This window comes from Bacillus sp. SIMBA_008 (assembly GCF_046535495.1).
In the GTDB taxonomy this organism is placed as follows: Bacteria; Bacillota; Bacilli; order Bacillales; family Bacillaceae; genus Bacillus; species Bacillus subtilis.
Genome location: NZ_JAWRWL010000001.1, coordinates 873775 through 889711, shown reverse-complemented (window position 1 = coordinate 889711; position 15937 = coordinate 873775). Strand labels below are relative to the sequence as shown.

Here is a 15937-nt window from a genome sequence, read left to right as displayed (position 1 = left end):
TTACTCACCTCCTTAAAATAATGCCGACTTATCTAAAAAGCTAATGTATTGTACTTCCTGGATCTCATCAATTAACCTATCAAACTCAGCTGTAATATCAGGAGCATCATCAAAACGGGTAAACTTTTCACCTTCATAAGCCAGTATCTGATCAGTAAACTCTTTATCCTCTTGAGGAAAAACAATAAAACCACTGTCTATCTTTCCACCAATGGCTCTAATCTTAGCTTCTTTATTTTTCGTTTGATGTTCATTTATGATTTGAATATCTCTGGCTATAAGTGAAGGATCTTTATTAATTTCTCGTTGGATATCACGTACATCAGCACCGCTAAATACGTTCTTCTCAATCCATAAATGCGTGATATCTGGGTATTCTTTCAACAAGGAAATAACCTTTTTTATATAGTCATCATATTCAAGTCTCTCAATAGATGCTTTTCTAACCCATCTAAAGTTATTAGGGGTCTTAGAGCCAACAATAAAAGCAGAATAATCGTGACTATCCTGTACCTCAACGGCTGGATCACAACAAAGTATTGTTTTTATGAAATTGTCTTTTTCCTTCTCAATTTCTTTTCTAGGTAATGTCTTGATATCATGAAAAGCTTTCTGCCCCAGCTTAGACGCATCATTCATCATTTCTTGTTTGAATGCTGAAGGATTAGGATAATACTTTCCAACGGCAAGATCATAGCAATCATACTTGTCTTCCCAAAGAACTGGGAACTTCATTTCTTCTTCGTGCTCTAGGTAGAACTTTTTAGCATCCTCTTCTGCATTGGGATTAGTTGCGTCATATCGAATTTTCTTTAATTCAGCCCATTTGCCACTATTGAATAATTTATCAATATCGTCAACAAGAACTGCTTTCTTCACGATCCGTTTATACTGGCTATCCTTTAATATCCTTGAAATAAGACAGTCTCTATGTAGAATTGTACCGAGCATAATAAACTTTGTGGCCATCTTAACCTTCTTGCCATCCCTGTAAACAGGATCATCTCCAGCATATTCAGCATCTTGTGTCCATGTATTGTATTTCTTATCTCTTGCTTCCTGAGTTATTACATCAGCTGCTGATTGATAGTCATCACCAATAATACATGTAGGTCGTACTCCATTGTGCTTCAATCCACGAATACTTGTTCCAGAACTTATAGCTTGGATTTTGCAGCCGTTTGAGAAGTACATTTTCAACTTAATTGAACGTGTGAGCATATGTCCAAAGGTATTGATTATGTATGGGTTCTCAACAAATGCTTTTCGAGTATCATTGATAAATTCAACCGCATCATCCTCTTTCTTCCCAGCCACAAGCGTAAAGTAGGATATTTCGTATGCAGCTAAATATGTTGATAATGCAAAGTTAACAGTTGTTGTTTTAGAGCTCCCACGAGGCATACAAAGGGAAAGCTTATCAAATTCATCTTTAATGAACATATCATCAAGCGTATTCCATATTTCAAAATGGAAATCACCAAGTTTACGAGCTGTGTTTGTGGGTTTTGCTTGGAAAGTATCCTGGAGGTAATATAGACAAAAGAATTCAAAACTTCGAGCCCCAAGTGAATGAGCTACTCCATTTTTACCGAAGAGATTCTTCTCCTTCATCATTCTGTTTGTCCTCATTACTGCTTCTTCTGGAGTTGATCCATTTTTCAGGAAATCCTTATACAGATATTCTCTAAGCAAATTCCTGTTTTCTCTAGTGTTGATTAATTCGGATATATGAACCACCTCCGAGTTTTAAAATTATAATAAAAATTGTGTGGGTTGCTATCGGATGAGAGGGTGTTTAGTCATTTAGAATGCCCCCTATCATTGATGCCTAACATCCTTTCTAATACGTTTTAAACACATTTAGTCCTATAGGTATCAGGTTATACATCAATGCTTATACAGCCTGTAAATGCATTTGAAGAGCAGTCTATTCGTATAGTTTCATACTAATATAACGACTTACTTGTACCTTAACAATAGTTTATAAAGGCATACGTTTATAAACGCTGTCTATCTCAGCAACATAACGTTTAAAAAGGTTCGTTTTTATTTTTATAAACGTTTATAAAATATAATAGACCTTTACAAACAAACATGATATAATAAAGGTACAATAAATGAGAGGATGACAGGCAATGACTTCTAAAATATTTGGGTACATAAGAGTAAGTTCAAAGGATCAAAACGAAAACAGGCAGATCACCAATATGCTTAAAGAAGGAATTGCTGAACGTGATCTATTCATTGATAAACAAAGTGGTAAAGACTTCGAAAGACCTGCATATAAAACACTTAAGCAAGTTGTAAGAACAGGTGATACTATTGTGTTTGATTCGATCACTCGTATGGGTCGTAACATGAAAGAGACTCAAAAAGAATACGATTGGTTCATTGATAATGGCATAAAGCTTAAATTCATTAAAGAACCAATGATTAACTCAACTGAAGATCAAGACGATATTCTTAAAGAAGCTATACAGAAGATTGTATTGACTATCCTTACAGCCTTTGCTGAGAAGGAAAGAGAGGATATACGAGAGAGACAAGCAGAAGGAATCAAAGAGGCCAAAGAAAAAGGAAAGCACTTAGGCCGACCTAAAAAGGGATTTGACACACTAACAAAAGAGCAACGACTCACCCTTGAATCAGGTTACTCTAAATGGAAAAGCAAAGAGATTACAGGTGTTCAATTCGCTAAAGACTTGCAGCTTACTAAGAATACTTTCTATAAAGTGATAAAAGAATATGAAGCACAACTGACCCTAGCCAACTAATAAAAGCTAAGGGTCTTTTATTTATCCTCAGATAGCTTTGAAGCGCTCCATTCCTCTTCTTCTCTTTCCAATACATCCCCTGATACATTGTCATTACTTCGTTCATCTTTGATATTTAAAATGTTCTCAGGATTCCCCTCTGTATATGCAAGTAATAGCTGCGTAGCCTTCACCCTTGCATTATCATTTGTTGACGATTCACTAATCTTTTTTAAATTTTCAAAGAAGGCTTTTGTATCTCGACTTACTTCACGTCTAACTGAAAGTTTTTTGTAATGTAAAAGTCTGTCGTACTCCTGTGAGTATTCTTCTTCCTTTTCCCAGTTATACAGAGTTGGTCTTGTCACTCCTACTTCCTTAGCAATCTCAGTCCTATTCAACTTTCCTTCCACTAATAATTCAATCGCTTTTAACTTTCTTTCATCAAGCATAATAGATTTTACACCTACTTTATTTTTTACATTTCTCTTGTGATAATAGCTCTTTAAGATTGCATTTACATTTAGCGTATACAACCCCAGATTCAGTTTGGTGTAACCCTTCAGTTCCTCCACACTTTTCACAGCAATCCATTTCATTTTCTACAAAGTCATTCTTGTATTCGGCTAACCCTTTATCTCTAAAGTACCTTTCAAATGTGACTTTCTTAGACTCAGTATCCTTAAAACTAATCTTTTCTGAATCAACCAACTTATTTTGTTTAATGACTTTAATGGTTTCTGTAGATTTCGGATGAATTAAGTGAAGTGCAATCTTAACCCCATAAAGCACTCTTTCACCTTCATCTGAATTCCACAAATACTTATCGTAATCACAAACTTCAAGATACAAGTCCAAGTCTAAATTTGCATTAATTCGACCTATTTGTTTAGCTCCACCCATTTCATCAACATTAAAATAAAAGTTACTCATTACAATTCCTCCTTTGTATGTTGTTTTATGTCCTTACATAAGGTTAGTAACCTAGTCACATCTTCAGGCTTATGACCGTCCCATTTTGGCGCAGCTTCTAACTCCTTAACCTCAAATAAATCCCAGTGATCTTTGTGATAATGATAAGTGTAATGTCCTTTGACAGTCTCAATGCCAACAATAAAGTAATCATCATACATTGTCCCATCATCATGCTTCCAAGACTTCCATGCTGAATCCTTATGCGAATTACAAATAACAGCAAACAAGATCATTCGATGATAATACAACTCATCAAACGTATGATATCCATCACTTATCTGTCCTTTTTCTTCAACATTAAATTCAAACTTAGCCATTCAACTTATCCTCATTTTCATTTTCTAATTCAGCTACAGCATCAATAATCACTTGTTCGAATTCATCAGCTTTAGCATTTCCCAACTTATCAAATACCGATTGTAGTCTACCTGCTACAGTATTCACTTTTTCAAGTGACTCTTTCGGGAATTCATTGATGATTGGATAAAGGAAATCAATATTCATAAGCTCATAATAAAACTCAATCTGTTTCTTAATATCTTTGGGAATATCTAGATCACAAAATTCCTTCACAATATTAAAACTAAGCCAATCAACTGAACTGATCTTACTCATATCAATTCCTTTTTCTTGAGCTTCTAATGGTACTTTCAAGAAATTCTCAAACATCTTTTGCAACTTAATCAACCCAAAATGAGGATAGATATATACGTGGTATTCATCATTTAGCTGAACCTTTTGTTTTTTATCAATATTCCTTGAAAGTGTTTTAACTCCTGATACATTTAATTTTTTTGATGCCAATTTAATTCCTCCTTTTAATAAGAAAAGAAGACCTTAATTAAAAGGCCTCCCTCTGTATTCAGTATTAAGATACTCCACCTAGATCAGCTGTTTCTTGTGTAGTCCCAGATGGCTGTTCACCTTTACTTCCATCAGCTTTCCGTTTCACACGAACAAAACGTCCAAGTTTGTTATTTTCTGATAAAGCAGAGAATTTCATTTCTGGTGTAATAGCATTACCTGCTTCGAATCCTAACTCTGTTTCACCTGAAGGAGAAACTTTATCAAGTTGAATATAGAGATCACTATAAATCTTTTCTGTTACTGGATCATACTCAAGAGTGTGATATTCAAGTTCATAAGCTTCAGAGAACGTGTCGGCTTTAATTTCAACAATTTCCCCTTCAACCTCAACTTTATATCTTGCTGTGACCTCTGAGTCTGGTTCTGCAAATGTTGACGGGATTGTTGCCTCTGTGGATGTGCTGTCTTGAGTGAACACTTCCCCATCTTTGTTTTCAAATAGAACTGTATCAATTGGTGATTTGCTTAGAGTTACTGCTCCACCTGCACCAACTGTAAGAACTTCATCTTCCCAAACCTTTACAGTACCATTTTCCACACTAACACCTTGTTGTGCTGCAAGCCAATCTAAACTAAAGAAAGCATTTTTGACTGTACCTGTGATATTCTTATCTGATTTAATTACGTAGAGGTTACGGTTACCCCATCCACCCTTCAGAAAATCCTCCTGGATACTCTGAGAAATACTTGTAGTCTGCGCTTCGCCAGTCGCAATTACTTTCCCATCAGATTTTCTTTTCATAGTAACGTTACACACGTCATGAATTACTGTCTTTTTACTCATTAATCGTATTCCACCTTAAAATTTAATTTTAGTCAGAGAAAAGTTTCTCTAGTTTTCTTGCTTCATCGTCAGTTATGTAATGTTTCTCTTCTTCAAACAGATCAATATGTTGACTCCAAGACCCTATGTTCTTAGCCGCATCAGGACTAACCGTTGAAAATATCACAGCAGCATGATTGTTTAAAAATGCCGCACCTCTAAAGAAGTGAGAATGAAGTTGAGGAAGCGTCAAATCAAGCACATCTGCAGCTGAATATCCAGTAAACTGAACAACGCAGGTCACAAGATCAGAGAAATCGGTTTTGTTTTCACTCTTTAGTGCTCTACTTTTCTGATTGAACCGTTCAAGTTCGGGGTTCTTACTCACTTTTGCCTCACGGATGCAATGCATATCCAGAATTAACTTGCGAATCCGGTAGAAGTTATCTTCGTTAATTGAGGCAAAAATATCAGAGTTGTTGAACACCTTTGTGAAAACCCTTAGATAAGCATTTTTTAACTGCTCCATAACGTTCACTATGTCCAACAAACTTGAAGCTTTTAGATCATTAATCAAGTTATCCAATTGACCAAATTTATTCTGATTTTGGAAGTTATAAATTATTTCTTCTTTTGATTGAGCTATTTGTGAAAGATCATTTACATATTGAGGGTAATCTTTGAGTTTAATGAAGTGGCATTCTCCTATCTCTGTAGAAACAGGAGTGCCTAAAATAAAGAAGTCCCTTGAATACTCCATTATTGTGGAGCTCCAAAGGAGAAGATGAGTTTATAACCGATGTATCCATCAGGGGGATTTCCAATCAGCATTCTTTTGATATTAGCCACTTTACCCACGCCAGCAACATTTTTATTGAATACGATATCTGATAGCCGGTCAATAATTTTGAGACTTCTTGGATCATTCTCCTCAAATTCTTCAATGTGGGTATAGACATCAATCATTACATCTTGAGTGGAAACACGTAGGTTGTTTGTAGAATATCCGTTACCAAAGTACATACAGATACGGCATTGAGGGTTATCTTGTTTTAAATCATTGAATTTAGGAGCCCTAACAATAATCTCTTTGAGGATTTCATAATAATCTTCTCTTTGCTGTACATCAATATTCTTTGGATCATCTAGATCTTTATAATAGGCAAGCCTTAGCAACTCACTGTCTTTTGAAAAGATCTTGAATATGCCAATTAAATCATTTGTCAGTTTGCTCACGTTTTCACCTCCTTCCTAAAAAAATTCAATTAAAACCTATAAAGTGGCTGCTTTCGAGCCATCTCTACAATATGCTCGTTTGCTTTCCTTAACACTTCTGGATCAATACCTTTAAGCAACTCCTGAAAAGACTTATCAGGTTGGCCCCATTTAGGTTGCTTACTTTTTTCCTTTATCATTATTAAACACCTTCTCTAGCATCAATATTACTTTACTGGCTTCATACCACTCTTCACCATGGCAATAGCATTCCATATCCCATGTATCTTTAAAAAAATGATCGCACTTTTTGCAGTAGCATCCTGACTTAAGAATCTTCATATCTTGAGCTTTATTTTCAATCATTTTTGTTATCCTCCAAATATTATTGAATTTCTCATTAAAACACGATTACGGGGGCACTGTGGATGCCCCGCACATAGTCATGTTAAAAGGAGAAATTCCGAACCAGATAGCTCGGAACCACAATAAAAATAAAATTAAAGGAGTTTTTTAAATGAAATTCCGAAACCATTTATTTATTGTCGCTGGAGTCGGTCGGTACACCTCTTCAACACTGTTTCCGCAATGCTGTTCAGTGTAGTAACGACAAGGTATTTATTTAACCTTAATTACTCTACGTTTACCATTTTCATATTCAGGTTTAGAGTACACGTATTCTTTGATTCTCTGTAAAAGTTCCGGTGCCATGTCTGTATCATAATTCAGAAAAGAACTAATTTTAGACTGAGCACAACCACATTGTTTTGCGATCTCTGTCTGAGTTAGTCTTCTTTTACGCATATCCAACCATAGTTTATGTCTATCAGTTTCCACGTTTGATACTCCTTTCATAAAGGGATTTTATTTAAAAATAATTATCTAAATAGGGAGGACTGGCCAATACTGACCAGCTTTTTTTGATCAACTAGGAGGTATAATCAAAAACTAATGAAAATTGAACTTAATAAGGGAAAAATTGCTCTGTATTGATTTTTGTGATAAATTATAATTACGGGATCGTATTAATAATTATCAGTAAACCAATACTTCTTTTTTTCTTCCCTAGAAGAAGATTATAGATGGCACTATACAAATAGAAAAACCCTTGTATATCAAGGGTTCATCCATCTTTGTTTATTTTCTTATGAATTATGCGGGACATTTTTCTCTTTTACGCTGCCTTCTTTTTTTCAGCTTCTCTAACTCTCTTTCTCTCTTCTTTTCACAATCAGTGCATCTAGTTCCCTTTTCAATTTCCTGCCTACACTCTACACATTCAATAATCCCTTTGATGTTCTTTTTTAAGTTCCTGACAATATGATATCCGAAGCAATTGTATAGGGTATCCTTATGTTTAGAATCTTTAATGTTGAATAGATATTCAACCAATATATCTGTTATGTAACTGCTGTCTCTCTTAATACTTAGCAAGGTTTCTCTAATCTCTTTTGTGACATGCCATTCTGCATCTTGGCGGGAGACGTCTTGCTTTTTCTGCTGTTTAGCTTTCCAATGCTTACCCCTATCAAGCAGTGTGTAAGTTCGCACGATCATTGTATCTTCTACTTTTTTTCTGCTGAAGTCTTTGAGTAATTCATCTTTTATTTGCAAGAAAATTTCCTTTGTATCTAATTCCTCTTGCTGATCTGCATACAATTTATAAAGCGTATTGAATCGTGCAGACACTTCTTGATCAAGTCCAAGAGTAGCTTTTTTATTCTTCAGGTTCGTGTAATCAAATTCACCCGCCAGCTTCTTAAAGTTAATTCTGTTATTTGGAATTCTCTCACCTAACCGATTAACTACAGATTTATTTTTAGGTCTAACATTCTTTATTCTCTTATCTTTTGCATAAATAAAGAAATGAGGAACCATTTTATTTTGCTTCCCTATCAGATAGCTGTTAATGCGTTGATCAACATGGTCTGGCCGTGTTGGTTTGTATAAGGTTTTTGCATAATCAATCTCAAAGTTATTCTCCATCGTAAGCCATTTGATTACATCTAAGTCAACCTTGTCACTATTCCATACCTTGGTGATATTGTTACTGTACTCACCAATATTTACTCCAAAAGCTAATTCCAGGCTTTTATAGATGTTCTCCTTGTTGATTTCCTGCTTTTCAGCTGTCTTCATTTCATAATAAAGAGGAACAATATCATCATTTTTCATATTTCTTTCAGCTATATCAACAAAAGTTTCATCACTAACTAAAAGCGCTTTATCTCCATCCACATCAAACTGCAAAAGTCGGGATAAAGCGTCCTTACATGATGTGTATACTCCCTTTGTGATAAACCAGTCTTTTAAATCTTCATTTAACTTATTGGTTCTAATGCCATGCTCTCTGGACAAATGCGGCGATCTAAGCACATCTAATTTTTGATTATCCTCGAATAGCTTACAGCTGACTTCTCCATCATTTAATAACACTCTAGGCTCCGATTCTCCACAGAACCAAAAGCCACATGCTGCAAATAAATCAGGAATAATAAAAGTGTAATGAGATCCTTCTAATAGGATTTTCCCTGCTTTCGCTTCCTTTACAAGTCGTTTTTTGTTCTTCTTGATGATTTCCTTAGAGTGCTTATCATTAAGCAACTCAGGATAAAGCAAATGAGCGTTTTGAAAGCTATTTTTACGTGCGTTGCTTTCGACTGCTCCAATGACACTTAACATTGATTCTTTATCTTTGTATAGAGTTTGAATCCTGTTCACTGTCTTTTCCGTAAGCTTATCTAATTCCTCATCACTAATATCAGTTAGTGTCTGCAGCATCTGATAATTGAGCTCACTGTTTTTGAACTCATCCTCTTCTTCATTTAACTTTGCTGCTTCACATCCATATTTTTTAAATTTATAACGGTAGTCATCCCATGAATCATAATACTTCCAGAGTTTAAATTGACTCTTTGTCAGGATGATTTTAATTCCGTCTTTCACAATGTCCCATTCTTTACCGTAGATGTCTTTAATTCTGGATTGACCGTTATTCATGCAGAATTGATCAAATGGAAAAGGAACTAGCATTCCCTTCATAAAAGGCGCTCTAAACATAAACGCATTCACTGACAGCTCAGGAAGGATCATTCCGCAGCCATCTGTATGATTTATTGGAATTGATTTGTGTTCCCTTTTGATTTCGTATGTTTCATCATTTATGTAATCAACCTCAGTGGACACATTCGTTTCAAAATCATCCACAACTATACATTCATCAATGTTAAAACCTTCCCATGGTGTGCTGGCGCTATTTGATAAAGCAAGGTAAGCGATCCATTTGTTGATGCTCATCCCACCATTAGAATTGATTATCTCCTCATTAAGCCCACACATTAAAGTATTTTTCTTTGCCAGGTATGTTTTCTCTTTGATGAATACGCCTTTCTTTTGCCTAATTTGTCCGGCTGATGAAGCGTAATAAACGTATTTCTCATCATTAAAATAATAACCATTCTGAACTAAGCTTCTAAAAACGTTATGGTAAAATGATTCAACTATCATAATCTCTTCCGTAAGCTGATTGTATTCCAATCCAAGTGTTCTAATTAGGGTTGAATCAAATAATGAGATTACCTTTTGAGACTTAACTTCTCCATCTTTTGTTTTTAGTGAATCGCCTCTTAGCGTTCTAGTCCCTTTAAAACTTTGTTGCTCCTCAAGCAATTCTGATCTATTTTCATTAATCCAGCAGTTGGCAATTTTTTTAAGACGATTAATTTTTGCTTTGTTGTATTTGCAGGCCATAAGCTCATCAATATTGTTCGAAAGCTTAGGCTCGCTATCACCTTTCCCCTTGATATATGTAATTAATGATTGTTCCAACTCCTTAAAACCCTTCTCTTCTACAAGGAGTGTGCCAGTTAGCTCTAATTGATTATCAATGCCATTTGAATTATTTAGTTTGACTACCTTTTTAGCTAACTTTTGCAAGAACTTTTTATAAAGGCGAAGTTGAAGTAATTCCTGATTTAATTTTTCTTCTTTATCGTTATAAAATGCAGATGAATCCAAAGAGTAAACAAACACTGATTTAGTCAAATTTTCATTTTTCAATAAGTAATCCTCCAATTGATCAAAGTTTATAAATAATACGAAAAAGAGACAATTAAACTGGAAATTGCAAAACTTGTTTTTGCGATTTGCAGATACTGTATCTAAAATGTATCTTTTATCTTAAATACTCTTCTATATACACTCCTCACAGTGCAGCACACAGAGGAATTTAGCTCTGCATGTTTAGGGGTTACCTCTGCATATTCAGGAGTTAGGTGAAAAGCCTAATATAGCGGGCTTAAAATATGGTAATGATTGTTCCATTTATCAAAGATCAAAGCGTCATTTTCATCGTAACTTCCTCTATCTTCAAGCCGATGTTTTACAATCTTAAGAAGCTTAGCCTTTTTCAATGACTTGTTAGCCTCAATTATTGTTGTATTCCCCATCTTTAAACGGTTTTTCAACACTTCAAAACTTACATAACAATAATCGATTTTTCTCTTATCATTTAGGTTGATATGACTTTTATAGTAGAAAGCTAACCGAATTCCGTTTTCATCAATTTGATCATTTTTGAAATAGGTAAAGATAGACGGATTCATTTTGCAAAAGCTTCCATCACTTTTGGCTTTTGAATTTAAAAAAATAGACAGGTATCCTTTTGTCGGCAGTTTGTCTATTCTGTTGTCTATTAGTCCATGCTTATGTAATGTATTAAATCGCTTCTTTAATGTCCTCGTATCATTGATTTTCAACTCATTCATCAGTTTCTTATGGTCTAACACTATCTCGTCCTTGTTACCATTCCTGAAGTGTTTATAACAAAGATTTGCGTATAAGCTGAACTCTTGATTGGATATGTAAAACTTTTCGTTTCGGATAACACTGGATGGTACTTTAACAAATAACTTTTCCAATAACATTCTCCTTTTGTGCTTAATTTTCCGATGCTTAAATTGCCCTATGAGAGCTTTTAGCCATCACATTTCACTTAGTATTCTATGAACAGTTTCATCTCTCTCATAAAGCCAGAAACGCTTATTTCGAGTACTTAAAGCTTCACAAATAAATGACGCTCCCGCTTCTCTTAACTTGCGATGAAGATTAATGGAATAACAAAAGAAATACTTCGGTTGTTTCATTTAAAATCTCTCCTTTTAAAATAAGGACTCATCCAGATAAGGACGAGTCAGATATGTAGTCAAATTAAATTTAAGTATTCTGATGGCTTACTGATCTCTATTGCTGTTACTATTGGTGCTCTGTTCTCATTAACTTCAATCTTGCACCACAGTTGCTTGCCGATTTCCCCATTGATGCCAGTAAAGTTTGAAACATCCACATAGACTTCAGGACAATATGAGGAAGATAACTTGATTAAACCGGTATCAAATCGTTCTGTAACAGTCATTTGATGAAAACCGTTAGATGAGAATTTATCCAGGTTCTCAAGCATTATTCTTATGTCATTTTTTAAATTTTCCGTTGATTTTCTGTATGTAACTTTCTTGCAAACACCATCACGCAATATGTAAGGCAGCCCAATAACCACTGAATCATATGGTTGAGGACTAATAACCTCTGCTATGTGACCATTCGTGCTAAGAATCGCATTATGTTTTTGGTTATAATAAAGCGACTTATCTTCTCTGATCCGTTTAAATCCGTTGGCTGATGCTGCTAAGTCGATGCGTACACTTCTTCTAACAGTCATCTATTACTCTCCTTTTTGAATATTAGAGTAATCTCATTGCCAATTAGATTTTGAAATATACTAATGAATTTTCTTATCCCTTCACCCTCATATCCCTTTCTCACTGGAATATAAAATACATGCTCATCTATTGCTCCGCTCTCCAAGTATGGCGACTCTTCTAGGATATTGTTCCATAGCTCATTCTTAATAGCCTTAACTCTTTCCCAGTAGTCATTTGTAGTTGTTTCTTCTACATATTCCATGACTATACAGTCATCAATAATGTAATCCACAGTATAGCTAGAAACTTTTTTCATATGTTCGTAGTATTGTCCATCAAGCATTCCACTGATAACAATGTCTAATACAGTTCTGTTTTCACCTTTAATCAATTGTTTTAGGTCTTCAATTTCTCGTTTCAATACAACCTTTTTTCGTTCGAGTTCGAGTGCAATTCTTGGCTCTAATTCATATACCTCATCAATTTGTTTTTGCAAAACCTTGAGGGAACATTGTTTTTCTTCAAGATGTTTCTTATGCGAATTCATCAGAGCGCTCATTTCTCCCCCTTATTGTCAGGATGATTAGAGATCAACCGTTTTACTTCGGTGATTTGTTCCTTTAATTCCTCACGTCTCAGAACTAGAATGCCATGGTCTACTAGTTTTTCTTCAACAGCTTTTAAATTTATTTCAGCCTCTTTAAGCTCATCCTGTAGATCAAAAATATCTTCCGTCACATTAAACCTCCACTAATTTTATTTTTATCCTATTTAAATTTGTTAAGAACTTCAATAAAATCTTTTCTTCGCTCGCTTTTCATTTTTTCGAGTGTATCACTATCTTCAATAAACGCACCAGTATCCTCTAAAGCTAATTCCGCACTATGCCATTTTTCCAAAAGATCGTCAAACAGATTCGTTAATTTTTCTTTTTGCGAATTGGATACTGCTGTATCTATTAAAGAAGCAAACCTTTCGTTATGATATTCATCATCTTTATTCTCAAAAACCTCATTGTGCTCCCCAATAACATTGTTGTAAGCATCTTTATAAATTGATTCGAGTTTAACTTGAATATACTCTTCTTTATCCTCTTCCCAAAAAAATGCTCCTTCTTTGCAAATTAAGATTTGCCCGTCCGAACCGTAAGCATGTGCATTTACCTCAGGAACAGTTAGAAATTGAATTTTTTGATCTGTATAATGTTCTCTAATATCTTCAATTGAAACTAATTCGTTTTTCGATACGGGTTCAAACGAACCGTAGAAGCCAATCCCATCAGAATTCTTAACAAACCACTGGATATTTTTAAATGTCATTTTAAATCTCCTCTAATTTTATTTTTATTCTTAAAAGTGTAATATGAAGGGAAGCCAATTAAGGCTTCCCTATAAGATTATGTAAGATTACGCTCCATGACCAATACTAGCGACTTGAACGTCTCCAGACGCAGTGTTTACAGAATGTTGCCCACCCACAAAGCCGATAGCTAGAGCTGCTACAATAGCAAGTCCGATAATTACCTTTTTCATATAGTTTTCACCTCCTTTCAAGTAATATCGCGCGATTTAGATGGTTAATAACTCAAGTAACTGAGCATTCTCTCCATGTTTTTGTAGTTCAACTAAAGGGAGAGTCACACAAAACTTGTCTCCAGACAGTTTAAAATGCTTGGCAGATAAATAAAAATTGGCAATATTCCCATCAATCAAACCTTTAAAATAGTAATGATATCCTTTAAGGTTGTCATTTTGTTTTTGATCCTCAAGTTTTTGCAACATATCCAATGCAGCTTCCTTACGACCATTTTGAATATGATTATAGATAATACCCTGAATGTCTTCTGTCTCATTTGATTCATGATTTAGATACGTCTTCCCCTTGTTCCAATAGTTATCCAGGAAAACCATACTTCTTCTTAATTGTTTAAACCGCTCAGGGTGATTTTTCGCACATTCCATACCCAATAACAGCTTTTCTTTCGACTTCTCATAGCTTTCAAATAAATAAGAGTTTCCTAAGTGCAGATAACCAAAGGCTAAGAATCTAGGATTATCAGACTCTGAGATAGCTAATTCAGCGTGTTTCCGTGTATTAACCAAGTCACCTTGGGTCAATGACATATTTGCCAATAATGTTTGTATACGTGAAGAATACGATTTACTTATAAAACTATCCTTTTCAACTAATTCGCTATGTATGTCTTTGGCCATATCTGAGAGCGTATCGAATTGTCTTAACTCTAAATATTTGTAAAGTACCATAAGCCTAGAAAAAACAACTGTCTCCATCTGTTTTAAACCTAACTTTCCACTAGCAACGAGTGCTTCGTGAGCTGTTATCTCCCCTTTTGTTAATTGTCTGTGGAGGAAATAGACATTACCATATTCTTTGCATTTAAGGTTCCTACAATTTTTTAACTTATCGACGAGGAAATCAGTTAGCTCTGATCTTTGGCTTGCGTCTGCCCACTCCATTGCTTCCACAATAACCATCCTATTAGGCTCTCTATCTGCAATTGAGTATACAAAGTCCTCTAAGTAATCCTCATATGTATCAGGGAATGAACAACGGGCAATTCCTATGGTGTTCTCAAAGTCTTTAAGTACTTCTCGTTTACCATTAACAAAATCGTACAAACAATTAGCATTTTTATGATTAGTTGAGCGTAAAATATCGCTCATCTTTATTTTTTCATCCTCAAGTAAACACTTGACTTCTCTAGCTAACTTTGTATAATGCTCCATCATTTGCCCCCTTATTATTCTGTACATATTTTTTATTTTTGTCTGTGAATTAAATATACCTCACATTTCCATTTAGGTCAATGATTATTTTATTTTTATTCTAAATATTTTAATATTCCCAATCGTGCAGGCCAGCTTGCTGGACAAACCGTTCGTAAAGCGCCCTTCTTTACGGACGTATGTACTTAAAATGTTCTCCCTTTTTTAAAATTTATACCCTTTCCCTAAAGACTTAGGCTCTGAAACCCTTGATATGACTGACTTTTTTTCAAAGTTTAAGAGGTTTGTTCTATTAACTTAGTCGGGTTAGACATTTTCGCACTTTATCTTCAATAGATGCTGACAATTTCTTTATCTTTTAATAACACCTTCTCTTCTACAAGAGACTCGTGATAATCCCTTGGATATCAACGCTTCCAGAACCCTTTTATTGCTTTTGTTTTCACACCTCCTAAATATATTCATATTTTTTGCTTTTGTATTGTCGTTGATGGTGCTATAATCAAAACAAATATCAATAAAGGGGGAATTAGAGTAAAAATAAAATTAGTTTACAGGAATGATCTGTTGCTCACGGATAGAGTTGTAAGATTATAAAGAGTAAAATTAATATCAGGAAGGTGAATGAATGACAGAAGCATTTACACTGTACGCAGAGCAGCACATGCAGCAGAGCGTAGAAAGGCTACAGAGTTTTGTTCAGGATTTATTCGATACATATACAGTTAATTTAGAAGTACCCTCTATAGAACAACCCATAAAAGTAAAGCATGGAAAGTTCAACATAACCGTAAAAGCCAATAATGAGCCGTCTGAGCATGCAATAAAGAGAACTAATACCAAAGTGAATGAACTAATGAATGACGTGTACAGAAGAGATCAGAGCCTATTTTAAGGGCTCTTTTTTCTCGACAA

The 15937-nt window shown here is 34.8% G+C and carries 21 protein-coding genes; 2 read left to right on the top strand and 19 right to left on the bottom strand.

The annotated features are described in order from the left end of the window. Positions 1–12 precede the first annotated feature (12 nt). Positions 13–1695 (bottom strand): hypothetical protein, encoded by a 1683-nt coding sequence (locus SB658_RS04895; protein ID WP_410601243.1) that lies wholly within the window; start codon positions 1693–1695, stop codon positions 13–15. A gap of 443 nt (positions 1696–2138) precedes the next feature. On the opposite strand from SB658_RS04895, the gene SB658_RS04890 reads away from it, so the two are divergent. After that, complete coding sequence (locus tag SB658_RS04890) at positions 2139–2777, top strand: recombinase family protein (protein WP_208476116.1); 639 nt, start codon at positions 2139–2141, stop codon at positions 2775–2777. Positions 2778–2794: 17 nt separating this feature from the next. Here the strand turns inward: SB658_RS04890 and SB658_RS04885 are convergent, their stop codons facing one another. The 18 genes from SB658_RS04885 to SB658_RS04800 form a co-directional block, all read right to left on the bottom strand. Continuing rightward, a complete protein-coding gene (locus SB658_RS04885) occupies positions 2795–3208 on the bottom strand; it encodes a phBC6A51 family helix-turn-helix protein (RefSeq protein ID WP_208476115.1) in 414 nt (137 codons plus the stop codon). A gap of 19 nt (positions 3209–3227) precedes the next feature. After that, complete coding sequence (locus SB658_RS04880) at positions 3228–3689, bottom strand: hypothetical protein (protein ID WP_208476114.1); 462 nt, start codon at positions 3687–3689, stop codon at positions 3228–3230. Continuing rightward, complete coding sequence (locus SB658_RS04875) at positions 3689–4048, bottom strand: WDGH domain-containing protein (protein ID WP_252516129.1); 360 nt, start codon at positions 4046–4048, stop codon at positions 3689–3691. The genes SB658_RS04880 and SB658_RS04875 overlap by 1 nt, the downstream gene beginning before the upstream one ends. Continuing rightward, a complete protein-coding gene (locus tag SB658_RS04870) occupies positions 4041–4535 on the bottom strand; it encodes a hypothetical protein (protein ID WP_208476113.1) in 495 nt (164 codons plus the stop codon). The genes SB658_RS04875 and SB658_RS04870 overlap by 8 nt, the downstream gene beginning before the upstream one ends. A gap of 64 nt (positions 4536–4599) precedes the next feature. Next, entirely contained in the window at positions 4600–5382 is a 783-nt protein-coding gene (locus SB658_RS04865; protein ID WP_208476112.1) for a hypothetical protein, read from the bottom strand. 28 nt (positions 5383–5410) lie between these two features. Beyond that, positions 5411–6121, bottom strand: a complete 711-nt coding sequence (locus SB658_RS04860) for a hypothetical protein (RefSeq protein WP_208476111.1) — start codon at positions 6119–6121, stop codon at positions 5411–5413. After that, the gene (locus tag SB658_RS04855) at positions 6121–6597 is read right to left on the bottom strand and encodes a hypothetical protein (RefSeq protein ID WP_208476110.1); all 477 of its coding nucleotides are present in this window, start codon (positions 6595–6597) and stop codon (positions 6121–6123) included. Before SB658_RS04855 ends, SB658_RS04860 begins: the two co-directional genes overlap by 1 nt. 159 nt (positions 6598–6756) lie before the next feature. Continuing rightward, positions 6757–6942: a hypothetical protein gene (locus tag SB658_RS04850; protein ID WP_208476109.1), complete on the bottom strand. Its 186-nt coding sequence runs from the start codon at positions 6940–6942 to the stop codon at positions 6757–6759. Positions 6943–7194: 252 nt separating this feature from the next. Next, positions 7195–7413 (bottom strand): helix-turn-helix domain-containing protein, encoded by a 219-nt coding sequence (locus tag SB658_RS04845; RefSeq protein ID WP_208476108.1) that lies wholly within the window; start codon positions 7411–7413, stop codon positions 7195–7197. 315 nt (positions 7414–7728) lie between these two features. Further along, positions 7729–10635: an RNA dependent RNA polymerase gene (locus SB658_RS04840; protein ID WP_208476107.1), complete on the bottom strand. Its 2907-nt coding sequence runs from the start codon at positions 10633–10635 to the stop codon at positions 7729–7731. A gap of 224 nt (positions 10636–10859) precedes the next feature. Then, the gene (locus SB658_RS04835; RefSeq protein ID WP_252516128.1) at positions 10860–11501 is read right to left on the bottom strand and encodes a hypothetical protein; all 642 of its coding nucleotides are present in this window, start codon (positions 11499–11501) and stop codon (positions 10860–10862) included. Positions 11502–11558: 57 nt separating this feature from the next. Further along, positions 11559–11720 (bottom strand): hypothetical protein, encoded by a 162-nt coding sequence (locus SB658_RS04830; protein WP_189319785.1) that lies wholly within the window; start codon positions 11718–11720, stop codon positions 11559–11561. Positions 11721–11779: 59 nt separating this feature from the next. Then, positions 11780–12292, bottom strand: coding sequence for a hypothetical protein (locus tag SB658_RS04825; RefSeq protein ID WP_208476106.1), 513 nt, complete (start codon positions 12290–12292; stop codon positions 11780–11782). Next, positions 12289–12834 carry a hypothetical protein gene (locus SB658_RS04820; protein WP_208476105.1) on the bottom strand — a complete coding sequence of 182 codons (546 nt, stop codon included), beginning with the start codon at positions 12832–12834 and terminating at the stop codon, positions 12289–12291. Before SB658_RS04820 ends, SB658_RS04825 begins: the two co-directional genes overlap by 4 nt. Next, positions 12831–13013, bottom strand: a complete 183-nt coding sequence (locus SB658_RS04815) for a hypothetical protein (protein WP_208476104.1) — start codon at positions 13011–13013, stop codon at positions 12831–12833. The genes SB658_RS04820 and SB658_RS04815 overlap by 4 nt, the downstream gene beginning before the upstream one ends. Positions 13014–13042: 29 nt before the next feature. Then, positions 13043–13594 carry a hypothetical protein gene (locus SB658_RS04810; RefSeq protein ID WP_192852097.1) on the bottom strand — a complete coding sequence of 184 codons (552 nt, stop codon included), beginning with the start codon at positions 13592–13594 and terminating at the stop codon, positions 13043–13045. Positions 13595–13681: 87 nt separating this feature from the next. Continuing rightward, positions 13682–13807 carry a lysogeny pheromone AimP family peptide gene (locus SB658_RS04805; RefSeq protein ID WP_159376941.1) on the bottom strand — a complete coding sequence of 42 codons (126 nt, stop codon included), beginning with the start codon at positions 13805–13807 and terminating at the stop codon, positions 13682–13684. 36 nt (positions 13808–13843) lie between these two features. Beyond that, positions 13844–15025 (bottom strand): AimR family lysis-lysogeny pheromone receptor, encoded by a 1182-nt coding sequence (locus SB658_RS04800; RefSeq protein ID WP_410601235.1) that lies wholly within the window; start codon positions 15023–15025, stop codon positions 13844–13846. Between the two features lie 625 nt (positions 15026–15650). Between SB658_RS04800 and SB658_RS04795 the strand changes: the two genes are divergently transcribed. Next, positions 15651–15917 (top strand): hypothetical protein, encoded by a 267-nt coding sequence (locus SB658_RS04795; RefSeq protein ID WP_017696977.1) that lies wholly within the window; start codon positions 15651–15653, stop codon positions 15915–15917. Positions 15918–15937 lie beyond the last annotated feature (20 nt).